15 protein-coding genes and 2 pseudogenes are annotated in these 16,611 nt (G+C 60.4%); 15 read left to right on the top strand and 2 right to left on the bottom strand.

Annotation, left to right across the window (positions count from 1 at the left end; genetic code table 11):
* Positions 1-10 precede the first annotated feature (10 nt).
* From IB244_RS22395 to IB244_RS22385, 3 genes are all read left to right on the top strand, one after another.
* The gene (locus tag IB244_RS22395; protein ID WP_246734595.1) at positions 11-1,150 is read left to right on the top strand and encodes an amino acid ABC transporter permease; all 1,140 of its coding nucleotides are present in this window, start codon (positions 11-13) and stop codon (positions 1,148-1,150) included.
* Positions 1,147-2,217, top strand: a complete 1,071-nt coding sequence (locus tag IB244_RS22390; protein WP_192305618.1) for an amino acid ABC transporter permease — start codon at positions 1,147-1,149, stop codon at positions 2,215-2,217. Before IB244_RS22395 ends, IB244_RS22390 begins: the two co-directional genes overlap by 4 nt.
* Positions 2,218-2,508: 291 nt before the next feature.
* Complete coding sequence (locus IB244_RS22385; protein ID WP_192305616.1) at positions 2,509-3,729, top strand: SfnB family sulfur acquisition oxidoreductase; 1,221 nt, start codon at positions 2,509-2,511, stop codon at positions 3,727-3,729.
* Positions 3,730-3,793: 64 nt separating this feature from the next.
* Here the strand turns inward: IB244_RS22385 and IB244_RS22380 are convergent, their stop codons facing one another.
* A complete protein-coding gene (locus tag IB244_RS22380) occupies positions 3,794-5,005 on the bottom strand; it encodes an acyl-CoA dehydrogenase family protein (protein WP_192305614.1) in 1,212 nt (403 codons plus the stop codon).
* Between the two features lie 217 nt (positions 5,006-5,222).
* Between IB244_RS22380 and IB244_RS22375 the strand changes: the two genes are divergently transcribed.
* The 11 genes and pseudogenes from IB244_RS22375 to IB244_RS22330 form a co-directional block, all read left to right on the top strand.
* Entirely contained in the window at positions 5,223-6,479 is a 1,257-nt protein-coding gene (locus IB244_RS22375; RefSeq protein WP_192305612.1) for an LVIVD repeat-containing protein, read from the top strand.
* 36 nt (positions 6,480-6,515) lie between these two features.
* The gene (locus IB244_RS22370) at positions 6,516-7,904 is read left to right on the top strand and encodes an LLM class flavin-dependent oxidoreductase (RefSeq protein WP_192305610.1); all 1,389 of its coding nucleotides are present in this window, start codon (positions 6,516-6,518) and stop codon (positions 7,902-7,904) included.
* 106 nt (positions 7,905-8,010) lie between these two features.
* Positions 8,011-9,033 carry an ABC transporter substrate-binding protein gene (locus IB244_RS22365; RefSeq protein WP_192305608.1) on the top strand — a complete coding sequence of 341 codons (1,023 nt, stop codon included), beginning with the start codon at positions 8,011-8,013 and terminating at the stop codon, positions 9,031-9,033.
* A 10-nt stretch (positions 9,034-9,043) separates the two neighbouring features.
* On the top strand, positions 9,044-10,042 hold the full coding sequence (locus IB244_RS22360; RefSeq protein WP_192305606.1) for an ABC transporter permease: 999 nt from the start codon (positions 9,044-9,046) through the stop codon (positions 10,040-10,042).
* Positions 10,042-10,830, top strand: a complete 789-nt coding sequence (locus IB244_RS22355; protein WP_192305604.1) for an ABC transporter ATP-binding protein — start codon at positions 10,042-10,044, stop codon at positions 10,828-10,830. The genes IB244_RS22360 and IB244_RS22355 overlap by 1 nt, the downstream gene beginning before the upstream one ends.
* A complete protein-coding gene (locus IB244_RS22350) occupies positions 10,820-11,116 on the top strand; it encodes a hypothetical protein (RefSeq protein WP_192305602.1) in 297 nt (98 codons plus the stop codon). Before IB244_RS22355 ends, IB244_RS22350 begins: the two co-directional genes overlap by 11 nt.
* Positions 11,117-11,147: 31 nt before the next feature.
* Positions 11,148-12,185: an isopenicillin N synthase family dioxygenase gene (locus IB244_RS22345; protein ID WP_192305600.1), complete on the top strand. Its 1,038-nt coding sequence runs from the start codon at positions 11,148-11,150 to the stop codon at positions 12,183-12,185.
* Positions 12,186-12,286: 101 nt separating this feature from the next.
* Positions 12,287-13,651, top strand: a complete 1,365-nt coding sequence (locus IB244_RS22340; RefSeq protein WP_192305598.1) for an O-acetylhomoserine aminocarboxypropyltransferase/cysteine synthase family protein — start codon at positions 12,287-12,289, stop codon at positions 13,649-13,651.
* A gap of 33 nt (positions 13,652-13,684) precedes the next feature.
* Positions 13,685-14,005 (top strand): hypothetical protein, encoded by a 321-nt coding sequence (locus IB244_RS22335; protein WP_192305596.1) that lies wholly within the window; start codon positions 13,685-13,687, stop codon positions 14,003-14,005.
* Positions 14,006-14,624: 619 nt separating this feature from the next.
* A pseudogene (locus IB244_RS32450) lies at positions 14,625-14,864 on the top strand (hypothetical protein); the annotation flags it as partial.
* Between the two features lie 27 nt (positions 14,865-14,891).
* Positions 14,892-15,389: pseudogene (locus IB244_RS22330) on the top strand (hypothetical protein); the annotation flags it as partial.
* 13 nt (positions 15,390-15,402) lie between these two features.
* On the opposite strand, the gene IB244_RS22325 reads toward IB244_RS22330, so the two are convergent.
* Positions 15,403-15,657 carry a hypothetical protein gene (locus tag IB244_RS22325; RefSeq protein WP_192305594.1) on the bottom strand — a complete coding sequence of 85 codons (255 nt, stop codon included), beginning with the start codon at positions 15,655-15,657 and terminating at the stop codon, positions 15,403-15,405.
* Positions 15,658-16,178: 521 nt separating this feature from the next.
* Here IB244_RS22325 and IB244_RS22320 point away from each other — a divergent pair.
* A complete protein-coding gene (locus tag IB244_RS22320; RefSeq protein WP_029867358.1) occupies positions 16,179-16,529 on the top strand; it encodes a hypothetical protein in 351 nt (116 codons plus the stop codon).
* The last annotated feature ends 82 nt before the right edge of the window (positions 16,530-16,611 follow it).

Here is a 16,611-nt window from a genome sequence, read left to right as displayed (position 1 = left end):
GAAGCCCGGCTTGGGCACCATCCGCCGCTGGATCGGTCCATCACCGGCTCAACAGATCGCCGTGCTCCTCTTCATCGTCGCGGTCTTCTGGTATTTCGGCGACAACATCGTCGCCACCATGCAGCGACTGGGCCTGCGCCCCGGTTTTGTCTTTCTCGGCCAGCGGGCCAATTTCGAGATCGGCGAGAGCCTGATTTCCTATTCCTCCGCCGACACCTACGGCCGCGCACTGCTGGCGGGCCTCGTCAATACCGTCGCCGTCTCCGCCTTCGGATGTCTCTTCGCCACCATTCTCGGCGTTCTCCTTGGCATCGCCCGCCTGTCGCGCAACTTGCTTCTTTCAAATGTCGTGCGGGCCTATGTGGAGATCTTCCGCAACACGCCGCTCCTCCTCCAGCTCTTCGTGTGGAGTTCCCTCTTTCACAGCCTGCCGGCGCCGCGCCAGGCGATCCAATTCTCAGGCAACGTCTTCCTCACCAATCGCGGCATCTTCGTTCCGCGCCTTACCCTGGAAGGCCCCTCAATGCTCATCTGGCTGCCCCTTGCAGTCGCCGTAGGCGGCGCGACGACCTTTCTCGCGCGCCGGCTATTTTTCGGCCAGCACTACTATGCAAGCCGGGTCGCCGGCGGTGCCCTTGCCGCCACGATCGCCTTTCTGTGGCTGGCGGACGTTTCCATCTCCGCCGAGCTGCCCGCGAAAGGCGGTTTCAACATTCGCGGCGGCCTGTCGTTGACACCGGAATTCGCCGGTCTCTTGACAGGCTTGGTCTTCAATTCGGCTGCGACTATCGCCGAAATTGTACGCAGTGGCATCCAGTCTGTCGGAAACGGACAGTGGGAGGCGGCGCGCGCGTTAGGGCTTGGGCCCGGCCACATCATGCGCCTGATCGTGTTGCCACAAGCGCTACGCGTGATCACGCCTCTGATGACCTCCAGCTATCTCGACCTCACGAAAAACTCGAGCCTGGCCGTGGCTATTGGCTTCCCCGATCTCGTCAGTGTCGCCAATACGACCGCGAATACCACCGGCCAATCGCTGGAAGCGATTGCGATCATCGCCCTGGCCTATCTCACGCTGAACCTCGCCGTCTCGCTGGCGATGAATCTCTACAATCGCCGCATCGTGCTGAAGGACACCCGCCGCAAATGAGCGAATTGCAGATCACCGCACCCCGGCGGCTCGTCCCTCGCCGGCTTACCGCCGGTCTCATAGACAGCAAGGCCAATACGGCAATCACACTCCTCTTTGGTGCAATCCTTCTCTGGCTGTTTTCGCCGATCTGGCGCTGGGCTTTCGAGAATGCTGTATGGACAGGATCAGCTCAGACCTGCGCCGCTGAGAGTGCCGGCGCCTGCTGGGCCTTCATCGGCGCAAAACTTCGCTTTATCCTCTTCGGCTTCTACCCGCCTGAGCTGCAATGGCGCCCCGCGCTTGTCCTACTTGGCATCGGTGCCATGCTATCGCTCTCCGCCAGCCCGCGTTTCTGGAGCGTGAAGCTCGTGCCGCTCTGGCTGCTGACGCTTCTTCTCGCCTGGCTATTGATGTCGGGTATCGCTGTTCGGCCCGTAGTCCCCCCCAACCAGTGGGGCGGTTTGCCGATCACCATCCTCGTCTCGCTGGTCGGGCTTGCGAGCGCCTTTCCGCTGGCACTGGTGCTTGCACTCGCGCGACGCTCCTCAATGGGCATCCTGCGCGCACTGTCGGTAATTTTCATCGAATGCCTGCGAGGCGTACCGCTGATCGCGGTCCTCTACGTCGCAATGTTGATTGTACCTATGGCCTTGCCGGCAGAGACGCTGCTGGACAAGCTTGCGCGGGCGCAGATCGGCATTACGCTGTTCGTCTCAGCCTATCTCGCGGAGATCATCAGGGCCGGGCTGCAATCGATCCCGGCCGGGCAAACAGAAGCAGCCCTTTCGCTCGGCCTTGGCTACTGGCGCACGGCGCAGCTCGTCATCCTGCCGCAGGCCCTGAGGGCGGTCATCCCCGCAATCGTCAACCTGTCGGTCGGCATCCTGCTCAATACCTCGCTCCTTGCCGTCATCGGCATATCCGACCTCCTCAACACTGCCAAGATCTCCGCGGCGGATCCCAATTGGCTGGGTTTCTATTCTGAAGCGTTCTTCTTCGCGGGGACTCTTTATTTTGCAATCAGCTTCGCGGCTTCGCGTTACAGCCTTTGGCTGGAGGCAAGGCTGCGGCGAGGCGGCAAGTAGCAGGAGAGCGATTCTATGCAAGAATCCAGGCAACGAAAGCGTGGCGCCGCAAGACACCATCGCGGTCGCAGACAACACGACACCCTCCTGGTTCAAACCACATCACGTTTCGATCCCGAAGGACCGGGATATCCCTGGCCACAAGCTCGGCAATGTCACCCGGGGCCCGAGACGGTCGCGGCGTACAGCCGACGCAAAGACATTTCGTAATACATCAATTCCGTAGAATTTGATCACTTACCTTCTTTGTCGACTTCTTTCACCAATAGGCCAGCAATCTGGGAGAAGAAAATGGAAGCAGCAGCCTTCAAACCGGCTTATCGCATCGGGCCCACGGCAACCCGCCTGACCAGTGAGGAGGAAGCACTCTCGACCGCGCGAGCGCTCGCAAAGGAATTCGCCGCCGGTGCTGCAGAGCGGGACACCAATCGGTTGCTACCGCATACCGAGCTGGATGCGCTCTCCCAATCCGGATTGCTCGCAATTACGGTTCCCACTGAGTACGGCGGCATCGACGTGTCGAATGCGGTGCTGGCCGAGATTACCGCCATTCTGTCCGAAGCTGACGGCTCCATCGGGCAGATCCCGCAAAACCACTTTTACATTCTCGAGGCGCTGCGTACCGACGGAAGTGAAGAACAGAAGCGCTATTTCTTCGGTCGGGCACTCGTTGGCGACCGGTTCGGCAACGCGCTTTCGGAACGCGGAACCAAGACGGTTGGTCACTACAACACCCGGATCGTCCGCGATGGATTCGGCTACCGCATCGATGGCCGAAAATTCTATTCGACCGGGGTGATCTTCGCCGATTGGATTGCCATTTTCGCCTTGGATGCCGAAGACAAGCTCACCATGTCCTTTGTGCCGCGCGGAACGGACGGTATCGAGATCATCGACGACTGGGACGGTTTTGGCCAACGCACGACAGGCAGCGGCACCACCGTGCTCGACAATGTTTATGTCGCGGCCGATGCCGTCATTTTCCATCATAAAGGCTTCGAGCGTCCGACCACCATCGGTTCGGTTGGCCAGATCATTCATGCCGGCATCGATCTCGGTATCGCGCGGGCTGCCTTTGCCGAAACAGTCGATTTCGTTCGAACAAAGTCGCGCCCCTGGATGAACAGCGGCGTCGAGCGCGCTTCCGATGATCCGCTGACCGTCGCCAAACTCGGCGAGATCGCAATTCGGCTGGAAGCGGCGACGGCGACGGTCAAGAACGCCGGCCTTAAGGTCGACATCGCGCAAATCGATCCGACGGAAGAGAACGTCGTGGCCGCAACGCTTTCGGTCGCCGCTGCCAAGGTCCTCACTACCGAAATCGCGCTCGACGCAGCCAATACACTTTTCGAATTGGCCGGCAGCTCATCCACCCGTATCGGTCTTAATCTGGATCGCCATTGGCGCAACGCCCGCACCCACACGCTGCACGACCCGGTGCGCTGGAAATATCATGTGGTCGGCAACTATCACCTCAACGGGACGATCCCGCCGAAGAACGGCGCTCTCTGAAAAGTAAGATCCCCGTTCGCCCTAGCGAACGGGGATCATTTCTTCGGGGCCGCCCCGCCTTGTGTCAGCTGTAAAGGCTAACCGTCGGGATCCTGTCGTTCAGGATGAAATCGCCTACTTCCTTGGCCTTGTAGTACACCGGATCGTGCAGCGTGTGGGTGCGGACGTTGCGCCAAAACCGGTCGAAGCGATAGGATTCTACCGTCGAGCGCGCGCCGGTGAGCTCGAAGACGCGTGCGGTAATGTCCAGCGATACGTGCGTGGCATTGACCTTCGCGGCGTAGGCTTCGGCCGCCGCTTCGCCGCGCTCGCGTGCCGTCACCGCTCGGCCACGCGAAAGCGCCGTCTGCACCGTGAGTGCTGCCGAATCGGCCAGTGCGATCGAGGCCTTTAGGGCGGAGCTGAACTCGCCGATGCGCTCGAGGATATAGGGATCGTCTGCTGCCCGCTCCACGCCGGAGCTAATCCAGGGACGCGTGGTGTTGCGCACGTAGTCGGCCGCTGCCCTGAGCGCACCGTCGGCGGTACCCAAATAGAAGTTCACGAAGACGAGTTGGATGAGCGGCGTATTGAAGGTTGGAAGCGCGGGCGGCACAGCGTTGATCTCGACCGGCGCGTCTAGGAAATCCTCCTCATAGACAGGAAAATCATGGAACTCGACGCTGCCGCTGTCGGAAAGTCGCTGGCCGATATTGTTCCAGTCATCGTTGGCCACATAGCCAGGCCGGTCGGTCGGTACGGCAAAATTGGCGATTTTGCCGTCGAGAAGCGCGTTGGCGTTGATGTAGTCGGAGATGCGTGCGGCCGTCGAGAAGGATTTGCGCCCGTTCAACACATAGCCGTTGCCGCGGCGGGTTAGCACCAGGCCGGGATCGCGCGGATTGACGGCGGCGCCCCAGTAATAGTCCTTGGCCACCGTCGCTGATCCTAACGCATGGACCCGCGCCGCGTCCTCGATCGCCCAGTAGATGTATTGGCTGTTGACGAAGTGATAGCCGAGCAACTGGCCGATCGAGCTTTCGCCGCGCGCCAGGACGCGAACCAGCCTGAGCCCGTCCACCCAGTCGAGCCCGCCTCCCCCGATCTCAGGCGCGTGCAGCGCGTTCAACAGTCCCGCATTCTTCAGCTTGACGATCTCGGCTAGCGGCGGCCGCCCCTCGCGATCGAGCTCCGCGCCGCGGGCCGCAAGCTCCGCCGAGAGCTGCTCGGCGCGCGCAAAAAGGGCTTCGCGGCCGACGCCGCGGCTCGCCACGTGAACGACGTTGGATTGGGTCATCAAAGAGGCTCCGGTTTTGGAAACTTGGACACCGGTTCATTAAATATAATATCTATAAATTTTATAGATTAAATGATCCGATTTTGCCGTGCCGGTGAGATTTATTGTTCCGGCGGTCGGCACAGCCGGGAATGCCTTGTCTGGAGAAGATCCAGCAGGCGACGGCATTATCGCATTGACCGTAAACACTGTTTAGTGACCATCGTAGCGAGACCGAATGCTCCCTTCCCGCGACCTCCCCCGTCCCGATCATGCCCACAACATGAAGCTGATTGGCCATTCGGATATTGGCGGCCGCGGCGACGGCCTGCAGCTGATGGTGCATCGCGGCTTCGCCTATATCGGCCATCCCTGGTCTCAGGGCTTTTCCATTGTCGATGTGCGCGATCCTGTCCGGCCGGGTGAAGTGACCTACATTCCCGCCCCGCCGAACACCTGGAACATCCATCTGCAGACGCATGACGATCTTCTGCTGGTCATTGATGCTCTCGACCTTTTCGCCGACGTCGAAACCTTCAGGGACGAGAAGACCTACTATACCCGCTCGATCGGCGAGACGGTTGCCGCCCGCAAGACGAAGCGGGCCTGGAGGGCTGGCATGACCGTCTACGATATATCCCGCCCGGACAGGCCGCGCCGCATCGGACAACTCGATGTGGATGGCATCGGTTTCCACCGCCTCTGGTATGTCGGCGGACGATACGCCTACGCCTCGGCGCTTCTCGATGGCTATACCGACTATATCTTCGTTACCATCGACATGGCCGATCCGACGCGGCCCGACATCGTTGGCCGCTGGTGGCTTCCGGGTATGAATGCCGGAGCCGGCGAAACCCCGACGGCGCCCGAAGGCAAGCGTTACGCGCTGCATCACTCGCTTGTCGCCGGCAACACAGCCTATGCCTGCTGGCGCGACGGCGGATTGACGCTTCTCGACATCAGCGATCACGCTGCACCGAAGCTGATTTCCCATCGGAACTGGTCACCCCCTTTCGGTGGCGGGACCCACTCCGCCCTGCCGCTGCCTGGCCGCGATCTGCTCGTCGTTGCCGACGAGGCTGTGCTCGATCATGAGGAGGACGGACGCAAGAACACGTGGATCTTCGATATCCGCGAGCCTTCCAACCCGATCAGCATCTCTTCCTTCCCGGTTCCTGAAGACGCCGACTACCCGCGTAAGGGTGGCCACTTTGGCCCACACAACCTGCATGAAAACCGGCCCGGGTCCTTTGTTTCCGAGACACTGATCTTCGCCACCTGGCAGAACGCCGGGATCCGCGCTTTCGACATTTCCGATCCCTACCGCCCGGTAGAGACCGGCGCGCTGGTGCCTGCGGGGCCGGCACAGATGACCGATCGTCGCCCCGGCCGGCCAAGCGTCATCCAGTCAGCAGACGTCTTCGTCGACGCCGCCGGCCTCATCTATGCGACCGACTACAATGCCGGGCTTGAGATCATCGAATATGGCGGCTGACGGCGCCATCCTTCCAGAACGACCCAGGAGCTTTCCATGACCCGAGAAATCAGACTGAACGCCTTCGACATGAATTGTGTCGGCCATCAGTCGCCCGGCCTTTGGCGACATCCGCGCGACAAATCCTGGACCTACAAAGACCTCGACTACTGGGTGCATCTGGCAAAAACGCTGGAGCGCGGTCGCTTCGACGGACTGTTCATCGCCGACGTGCTTGGCGTCTACGACGTGCTGAACGGTAATGTCGATGCCGCACTTCGCCATTCCGCTCAGGTGCCAGTAAACGATCCACTGCAGATCATTCCCACCATGGCTTACGCGACCGAACATCTCGGCTTCGGGCTGACCGCTTCACTCTCATTCGAGCATCCCTATACCTTCGCGCGGCGAATTTCGACGCTCGATCATCTGACCAAGGGTCGCGTCGGCTGGAACATCGTTACCTCCTACCTCAACAGTGGGGCGCTCAATATAGGCCAGAAAGACCAGGTTCATCACGACGACCGCTACGATCTCGCCGATGAATATCTGGAGGTCTGCTACAAGCTTTGGGAGGGAAGCTGGGAGGACGGAGCCGTCGTGCGCGACCGCGAAAGCGGCATCTTCACCCACCCTGAAAAGGTTCACCCCATCCGTCATTCAGGCAAGCATTTCACCGTGCCCGGCATCCATCTGTCGGAACCATCACCGCAGCGCACCCCAGTGCTTTATCAGGCTGGCGCATCCAGCCGCGGCAAGGAATTCGCCGGCGCTCATGCCGAATGCATTTTCGTGGCAGCACCCTCGAAGGCGGTGTTGAAGCGCTATGTCGCCAATGTGCGCGAAGCGGCGGAACGGCGGGGCAGAAATCCGCGTGAGATCCTCGCTTTCAACCTCCAGACGGTCGTACTCGGCGAAACGGATGCCGAGGCGAAGAAGAAGTTCGACGAATACCGCAACTACGTCTCTTATGAAGGGGCGCTCACACTTATCTCCGGCTGGACGGGGATCGATTTCGGCCAGTTCAAGCCCGACGAGGTGCTACGGCACCGCTATACCAACGCCGTGCAATCAGCCGTGGAGACCTTCACGACCATCGATCCGGATAAGGAATGGACGGTGCGCGAAATGGCCGATTGGGTTGGGGTCGGAGGCTTCGGGCCCGTCTTTGTCGGGTCGCCGCAGACGGTCGCCGACCTCATGCAGGAGTGGATCGAGGATACCGATGTCGACGGCTTCAATCTTGCCTATGCCGTCACCCCGGAAAGCTTCGAGGATGCCGTCGACCTGTTGGTGCCGGAATTGCAGAAGCGTGGCGTCTACAAGACCGACTACCGCCAGGGAACGCTGCGCGAGAAACTGCTGGGCAAGGGGCCGCGACTGGCAGCCCCCCACCCCGGGGCGGCCTATCGCGACCGTGGCGACATCGTCCGCCTGGCCGGTTGAATCTTTGGAAAAGAATTTTCAACGGCCATACAATTTTAGTCTATAAAATCTGTAGACTATAACAACAGCGACTAGCATGGGGTCTCCAGATCAAGGGGGTCCCGCCATGAGCCATATCGCTTCCGACACGGTTTTTTCACGCCGCAATTTCCTCAAGGCCGCCGGTGCTGCCGGTGCCGCCGCCTCCATCGGCGCCTTCGCCGGCAATACCGGCTACGCGATTGCCGGCAATCTTGCCAAGGTGAAGCTGGAGTGGACGGAAGTGGCGGCCTGCCATTCGCCCGTCGGTTTTGGCCTGGCAAAGGGAATCTATGAGAAAAACGGTCTCGACGTCGAGCTCTTCTACCAGGGGGCTTCCGGCCAGACGTTGATCCAGTCGCTCGCCACCCATAAAGCCGAAGCAGGCCCCGGTCTGCTCTACGATTGGCTGAAGCCGATCGAGCAGGGCTTCAACGTCAAGCTCTTCCACGGATCACACGGCGGCTGCCAGCGTCTTCTCGTCAAGAAGGATTCCGGCATCAAGTCGCTCGCAGATCTCAAGGGCAAGACGATTGGTACCTTCGACGTCGGCTCGCCCTCGCGCGTGGCGTTCTCGGTGGCGCTCGCCAAGGCCGGGATCGACCCCGAGCATGACGTGACCTGGAAGGTCTTCCCCTTTGATCTCGTTGCCGAAGGTGTCGAGCGGGGCGAGGCCGACGCCGTCGCCCATATGGATCCCTGGGCCTACTCCTATGAGAAGCAGCACGATTTCCTGAAGATCTACGATACCCAAACCGGCGTCTTCCAGGATCGCGTCTGCTGCGTGCTCGGCGTGAACGGCGACTATTACGATGCCAACAAGGACGTCATCCGCCGCGTAGCCGCCGCCAACCTCGAAATCCACCAGTACACGGCCGAACATCCCGACGAAGTGGCGAAATGGTATTTCGACACGCTGAAGCCAGGACTGCCACTGGAGGATCTGACAGAAGTCCTTGCCGGCCTCACCTATCACAAGAACTGGTTCGGCAAGGATCTCATCGACGAGGTGCGGATCGGCTATGAAAACTTGAAGCAGACCGGCGTCATCGACGCGGCGACAGATCCAGAGGAAATCGCCCACCGCGTCACGCTCGATATCTTCGCGTGAGGCCGAAGCCATGGCCGATATCGCACAAGACGGCGCGCCGCTGATTAGCGGGCGCCTCTCGTCCCTCCAGGACCATGTCTGGAGGGACGGCTTCCTTGCCGCTGCGACCTGGTTCCTTGCGGCGGCGATCAGCCATTTCCTGCCGGATGTGGTTGTCTGGGGCGATACTGAGGCTTTCGCGCTCCTGACCGCGATCGGCGGGGCAGTCTTCCTCGCCCTTGCCTTCGCCGTGCCGCGCCTGGCGGACAAGCTCCGCACGCTCGTCCACTACGGCCCCTGGTTCGTCGCCATCGGCATCTGGCTCGCCGTTTGGGAACTGACGACGGCCAAGCTCGGCTGGCTGCCGAAGCCTTTCTTCTCGCCGCCGCAGGGCCTGCTGCACGTCTACCTGACCGATTGGGACAGGCTCCTGATCTGCATCGCTTATACGGGCCGCCTGTGGATCCTCGGTTTTTCCTCCGGCATTCTCGCTGGCTTCGTCGCTGGTGTTGCCCTCGGCTGGTCCAAGCGCTTCGCCTATTGGGGCATGCCGATCCTGAAGCTGATCGGCCCTGTGCCGGCGAGCGCCTGGATCCCCTGCACCTTCTTCATCTTTCCCTCGACGTTCCATGCCTCGATCTTCCTCGTGGCACTCGCCTCCGGCATCCCGGTCGCGATCCTGACGGCGGCCGGCGTAGGGCAAGTTAACAAATCCTTCTACGACGTGGCGCGCACCCTCGGCGCAAGCAATCGTTACCTGATCTTCAAGGTGGCCGTTCCAGCGTCGCTGCCCAACGTCTTCGTCGGTCTGTTCATGGGGCTGTACTATTCCTTTGCGGTGCTGGTCGTCGCCGAAATGCTCGGCGCCAAATATGGGCTCGGCTGGTACCTGCAGTTCAACACGGCCTATTCGGCCTATGCCAATGTCTATGCCGCTCTGATCATCATGGCGCTGATCTGCGCTGGACTGGTGAAGTTGCTCTTCATCGTTCGCGAGCGCCTGCTTGGCTGGCAGAAAGGGATCATCTGATGAATGCGCTTGCACGAAGTGTCGCGCCGGCTCAGAGCCTGCGCCTTGACATCGACGATGTCAGTCACGAGTTCGATTTTGGAAAGAGCCGGTTGGCCGTCCTTTCCAACATCTCGATCACCATCGAGCCAGGCGAGTTCGTAGCCCTTCTAGGTCCCTCCGGCTGCGGCAAGTCCACACTGCTGAGGTTGGCCGCCGGGCTGGAAGCGCCGACCCGCGGCGCGGTGCTGGAAGACGGTAGAGCGATCACGCGACCGGACCCCTCCCGTATCCTCGTTTTTCAGGATGCGACGCTGTTCCCCTGGCTGACCGTCTGGAAAAATGTCGCGACCGGGCTCGATGCCCGCGGCATTCTGAAAGATCAGGAGCATCGCGTCGACGACATCTTGAAACTCGTGAAGCTGGACGCCTTCGGCGACGCTTATCCGCACCAGCTTTCCGGGGGCATGGCCCAACGCGTGGCAATCGCCCGTGCGCTCATAAACGACCCAAAGCTGCTGCTCCTCGACGAACCCTTCGGAAAGCTCGATTCGCTGACACGATTAAAGATGCAGAAGGAACTGCTGCAGCTGTGGCAGCGCTCCGGCTTCACCGCGCTGCTCGTCACCCACGATGTGGAGGAAGCGCTGCTGCTCGCCGACCGCGTTATCGTCTTCGGCGACCGGCCCGCAAGCATCATCGCCGACATCACCGTCGACAAGCCGCATCCGCGCCGGCGGGACGATAACGCTCTCGTAGCACTTCGCCAGGGGCTTCTTGAAAAGCTCGGAGTGTCCCATGACGTCTAATCCGCGCCTTGCCAATGCGCTCGCCATCGCCGGTTTTGCCGCGCTTGCGGTCGGACTTGCCTGGTGGTGGCTGGTCTTCCGTCAGGTCGTTGCCAACGACTACATCAGCTATCGCCAGGCCGCCACCTGCATCGGTCGCTCCAGCGACCTTTGCCTGCTCGCACAGTCACTCTGCAAGTCGAACCACTGGCTCGACATCAAGACCTATTCCTCTTCCGTCTTCTGGGCCGGCGTGGCGTCGCTGAGCGCCAGCCTCATCCTGCGCTCGAGCCGCCGTTTCGCTTGAGCGACAAACCGCAATAAGGATCAAGACCATCATGGCAGCGCCCAAAACCCTTCCCATCCTCGATCTCAACCGCTTCGCGCCGGACCACCGCGAGCGCACCCAGGCGCTTGCGGAACTGCGCGACGTCAGTCGCACGGTCGGTTTCTTCTATCTCGCGGGTCACGGCATCCCTCAGGAGGAGATCGACGAGTTGACCACTCTTGCGCGCCGCTTCTTTTCCCTGCCGGAGAAAGACAAGCTCGAGATCGAAATGCGCAGGTCCCCACATTTCCGGGGCTATAACCGTGCCGGCCTGGAATACACGCGCGGCGCTCAGGACTGGCGCGAACAGGTGGATTTCGGGCCTGAGCGAGAAAAGCTCGACCTGACGGCGGGCGATGCTCCCTGGAAGCGGCTGATCGGCCCCAACCAGTTCCCCTCTGTTCTGCCCGAGTTGCGTCCAGCCGTGCTCAAATGGATCGAGGACGTTACCGCCGTCGGCCTCAAGGTGTTGCAGGCCTTTTCCGAGGCGCTGGGCCAGAAGCCGGACGTCTTCGCGCCGATCTACAGCAACGGCCCCAACCAGCTTCTGAAGATCGTCCGCTATCCAGGCCGCGACCAGACCGAGAGCGACCAGGGCGTCGGCGCCCACAAGGATGGCGGCTTCGTCACCATTCTCCTGCAGGATGTTGTCGGCGGCTTGCAGGTCGATGACGGTGAAGGCGGCTGGATCGACGCACCGCCGGTCCGCGGCACGTTCGTGATCAACATCGGCGAACTCCTTGAACTGGCGTCCAACGGTTACCTGAAGGCCAACATCCATCGCGTGGTGACACCGGCGGCCGGCGGGGATCGTCTTTCCATCCCCTTCTTTCTTGGCGCCAATCTCGCCGCCTCCATCCCGGTTCTCAACCTCCCGCCGGAACTGGCCTCGGAAGTGCGCGGCGTCACGCAGGACCCGCTCAACCCACTGTTCCGCGCGGTCGGCCGCAACGTGCTGAAATCTCGTCTGCGTTCCCATCCGGACGTGGCGCGCGAGCACCATTCCGACCTGCTGGAAGAACAGGCGCAGGAAAAGACCCCCGCCTGATCCAGCCGCTGTCGCTCCACCGAAATGGTCCGCGGCAGGTGCGTTGTAGCCTGCCAGCGCGAGGCTTTGTCCAATCGCAACGTGAGAGAAAGGCAATCAGCATGACGATCCACAATCCGCCGTCACCGGTTCCGGAAACACCCGCGCAGTCTTCCGGCACCTCCGGTCCCCGCTCGTTGCGACGCCATCCCGAGACGATCGCGCTCCACGGCGGCAGCTTCCGCTTCGACCCCGTCTCTGGCGCGGTCGCCGTGCCGATCTATCAGACCACGTCGTTCCAGCTTCCCGGTACGGAAGGCGCCGACAAGCTTTTCGCGTTGGAGGCCGCCGGTCACCTCTATACCCGCGTCTCCAATCCGACACAGGACGCCTTCGAGCAGCGCTTGGCCGAACTCGAAAGCGGAGCGGCTGCACTTGCGCTTGCCTCGGGACAGGCCGCCTCTGCTTTTGCCATTCTCAACCTTGCCCGCGCCGGCGACAATATCGTCAGCGCCGCCGGCCTGTACGGTGGCACCTGGGCGCTTTTTGCCGCGACGCTGAAGAGCTTTGGCATCGAAACGCGTTTCGTCGACGCCGCCGATCCCGAGGCATTCGCACGCGCGACCGATGACAGAACGCGAGCCTACTACGCCGAATCCCTGCCAAATCCGAAGCTCGAGGTCTTCCCGATTGCCGAAGTCGCCGAGGTCGGCCGCCGCTTTGGCATCCCCCTGATCGTCGACAATACCGCCGCTCCCCTCGTCATCCGGCCATTGGAGCATGGCGCTGCAATCGTCGTCTATTCCACGACGAAATACATTGGCGGCCACGGCACCTCGATCGGGGGCGCCATCGTCGATGGCGGTACCTTCCCTTGGAAGGATCTCGCCAATCGCTTCCCGACGCTGCACGAGCCTGATCCGAGCTATCACGGCAAGACCTGGATCGAAAAGGCGGCAGCGATCGATTTCCATCCGTATATCCTGCGCGTGCGCGCCGTGCTGTTGCGCGACATCGGCGCGGCCATCAGCCCTCAGAACGCCTTCCAATTTATTCAAGGCCTCGAAACCCTGCCGCTGCGGCTGCGGCAGCACAACGAGAATGCCGTCAAAGTCGCTGAATTCCTGAAGAACCACCCAAAGGTCTCACGGGTCATCTTTCCGAAATTCCAGACCGGGGCCGCCGGCGAGCGGGCGGAGAAATATCTTCGCAACGGCTACTATGGCGCGCTCGTCGGCTTCGAGTTGAGGGACGGGCGCGAAGCTGGTCGCAGCTTTATCGACAACCTTCAACTGCTTTACCACGTTGCCAACATCGGCGACGCGCGCTCTCTGGCAATCCACCCATCCACAACAACGCATTCACAGCTGACAGCCGAGGAGCAACTCGCAACCGGCGTCACCCCCGGTTACGTGCGCCTCTCGATCGGCCTCGAGCACTGGGAAGACATCGTTGCGGACATTGCGCAGGCGTTGGAAGCGGCATAGTCCAGCAGTCATCAACAAGCGGACCGGCCAGCAGTGATTATCTGCTCGCCACACTGGCACGGCATTTGCAGGCTCGGCGGTGCCTTGACGTCGAGCCTGACAGGGCGTGCCACCTCCCACGCAGACAGGAGTGCTGATCGCATCAGCACGCAGTCTCCAAGGGTTGACGTCTCCACACCGCCAGTGCTTCTCGCGCTCCTCGTCGATCAGTGGGTCGATATCGGTGGTGAAACGCTCTGGCATCCATCTCTGCGGAAATGTGCCGGCAGCTTTGCTGCCAGCACTACCGACGTCGTTGCTGTAGCGATGGTCGACTTCATTCTCGTTTCCCTACGTTGGTCTCTTCAACGTTGATGACGCAGGAAAAGGCGAATTCAACCGGCGACGCGGCCGATGACAGCACCAGCTATATGCGTAAAACTCGCCACCGGTGTGAAGGAGACAGGCTGAGGTAGTCGGGGCTATTTCGCCCTATCGAGCACAGCCCTTCCCTCGCACATCGGCGAGCCGCACCGCTTTCCCGATTTCGATTTGATGCCGGGTTATCGGGCAATAGCGGATTCCCTGCGTAGTTAGTGAAGATCAGTGGGCGTCTCTTCGCTTTCGTTTGCCCTGCGATCCGCAAGCAGCCGATCTAAAGCCCAATGCTCTGGCCCAAACGGGCGCTGGTTCAAAAATGAAGTGACAAGGGTTGTCGTTTCGTGACCGCCAGACGAGGGGTTCCCACGATGAACGACGACCTCTGTACTAGTCACATCATCGATACCCAAAAACCACCGATCGCCATTCGCGCTCGAGGCAAATTCTCTTAGATTTTCCAAGTTGAAACTCCTTCCTTGAAGAAGAAACTAGGACTCTACAGCGGGATTGCGACAAAATACTTGGGAGCGTCTATTTTCAGGCCGAGAAGTAACCTTCGGTCTCCCTGGACGCGTTGCTGGAGCCAACCTGTGGGGATATCTAGATCGACGGCGCCGTTCTGGCCCTGATCTCCCTCTTTACGCACAATCATCTGTTTTGGATCGCGAACTCGCAGTTAGCTTTTATAGAGTTTCCGGATTTTTCCACGCCGCTTTATTCCATTGCCCAGTCCCTCGCGAAGCTTTCAGGCAGAGACGCAAAATCGACCGACGACCCGGCCCTGATATCAGAGGAGTCAACCGTCCAAGAGCAGAGGCCGTCCAATTCGGATACGTCCGGAGAGGGTATCTGATCCAGGTTTGAGCTCATCCTCTGCTCCATGATCACGTCTCCCCGACTATCTCTTTCGACGCTATGGTCAGGGAAAGCCGATCGGGCAAGAGATCACGCTCTACACCGTCTGGTACGAGCTGCGATGGGGCATCACCGCGTGCCTTCTTCGTACCATCCCCCTCATTACGATGATCTTCTGCTTCCACCCGCCAACGAAGAGCGTGACGGCGGTGCGCAAAAGGCAAGCGCAGAAGCTGCTCTTGCCCAGGCACAGGTGAAGCTGGACACGACGCCGGTACGGGCCGGCATCGCGGGCACGGTCCAGCACTTCACGCTCCGGCCGGGCAACGTCGTCAATACGATGATTTGCCCCGCGGGCATTCTCGGGCCGACGGGTGCCGGCAAGGGCACCCTGATTGCAGGCTTCGACCAGATCGAGGCGCAGGTGATGAAGCCGGGCATGATTGCCGAAGCCACGTGCATCGGGAAGCCCTTCACCATCATTCCGCTGGTCGTGACCCAGGTTCAGGACGTAATCGCCGCCAAAAAGTCGCATCTCAGTCTTGACTGGTAACGCCCAAGACCAAGTTTGAATTCGCCGGTAAGAGGTGCAGTCGCGCGGGCGAGGCCAGATAGAGGACATAGCGCTCGGCTGCGTCCGCCAGTGCCAAGGCAGCCTCCGACTCCCGCCAGCCGGCATTTATCGCTGAGATCACAGTGTTCCGGGCGATCTTGTCAAATACACGAGAACACTGTGCCTCGCGGCGCAAATCATTAACATGGAAAGTAGGTGCCGGGAGGTCGGAAGACATGACGTCCTCCTTTCGGTCGGGGCAAGGGGTTGAGGACCCAAAACGGCAGCGCCCTGATAATTGCTGCCGAAGTTGAGAAGATGCGCCTTCGAAAGATACGAAGCAAGCTTATTAACGCACGTCGTCTCACGCTCAGCTCCCCGAAGACAGTCGTACCTTTACCAAGCTGCTATTGGGAAGGCATGCCCTCGAAACGGTTTCGTCGCGTACTCTATTGAAGCAGCCATTCAAGGGCTGCGCGCGTCGGTGCCTGTTTCACGAGCCATCAGCCTCGTCATGTGGGCTCGAAGCTCTATCTCGTCCAGAATGCGACCGGCGGCTCAAAGATCTGCCAGGATGAAGAGGACTGAAACAAAGAACATGAAATGTAAAAATAGAATTTATTGCAAGTCATCAAAAATAGTATTTCAAGCACTCCAAATAAAATGGAGGGAAAAAATAATATATTAGTCGAGAATTGCGTTTTGTGTTATTGTAGTTCTGCGCAATATTGCGCGTTCTCATTCAGATTGGATATGGACATGCTAGACATGACCTGGCTTCGCCCCGGCCTATGGGGAGCGGCATGCGGCGCGGCCGCACTTGCCATCGTCGGCTTCACATGGGGAGGTTGGGTGACCAATGGCAGTGCTCAAAAAGCCGCCGGGATCGAGCGAACCTCGGCCATCGCGGCTGCGCTGACGCCCTATTGTCTCGAGAGGGCCAAATCGGATCCAGCTTCGGCAGAGATCTTGGCCGCACTCAAAGCAGCCGGTACCTACGGGCGTAGCGATGTTATCAAGAAGGCCGGCTGGGCAACGCCACTTGGCAGCACCGAGCCAAATGCAGACCTTGCACAGGCCTGCCAGATTGCGCTCGGAAGCGCGGGCTAATTTCAAAGCCTGGGGGATCGCGGAGCCTGAATGGAAGGAGCCCTGCCATGCAGGCAAAGCCATCCGGTAGCGATCGGTCAAA

This window comes from Rhizobium sp. RHZ02 (assembly GCF_014851575.1).
GTDB lineage: Bacteria > Pseudomonadota > Alphaproteobacteria > Rhizobiales > Rhizobiaceae > Rhizobium > Rhizobium altiplani.
Note: the sequence above shows the minus strand (reverse complement) of the source record. Positions and strands in the feature narration are given on the sequence as shown.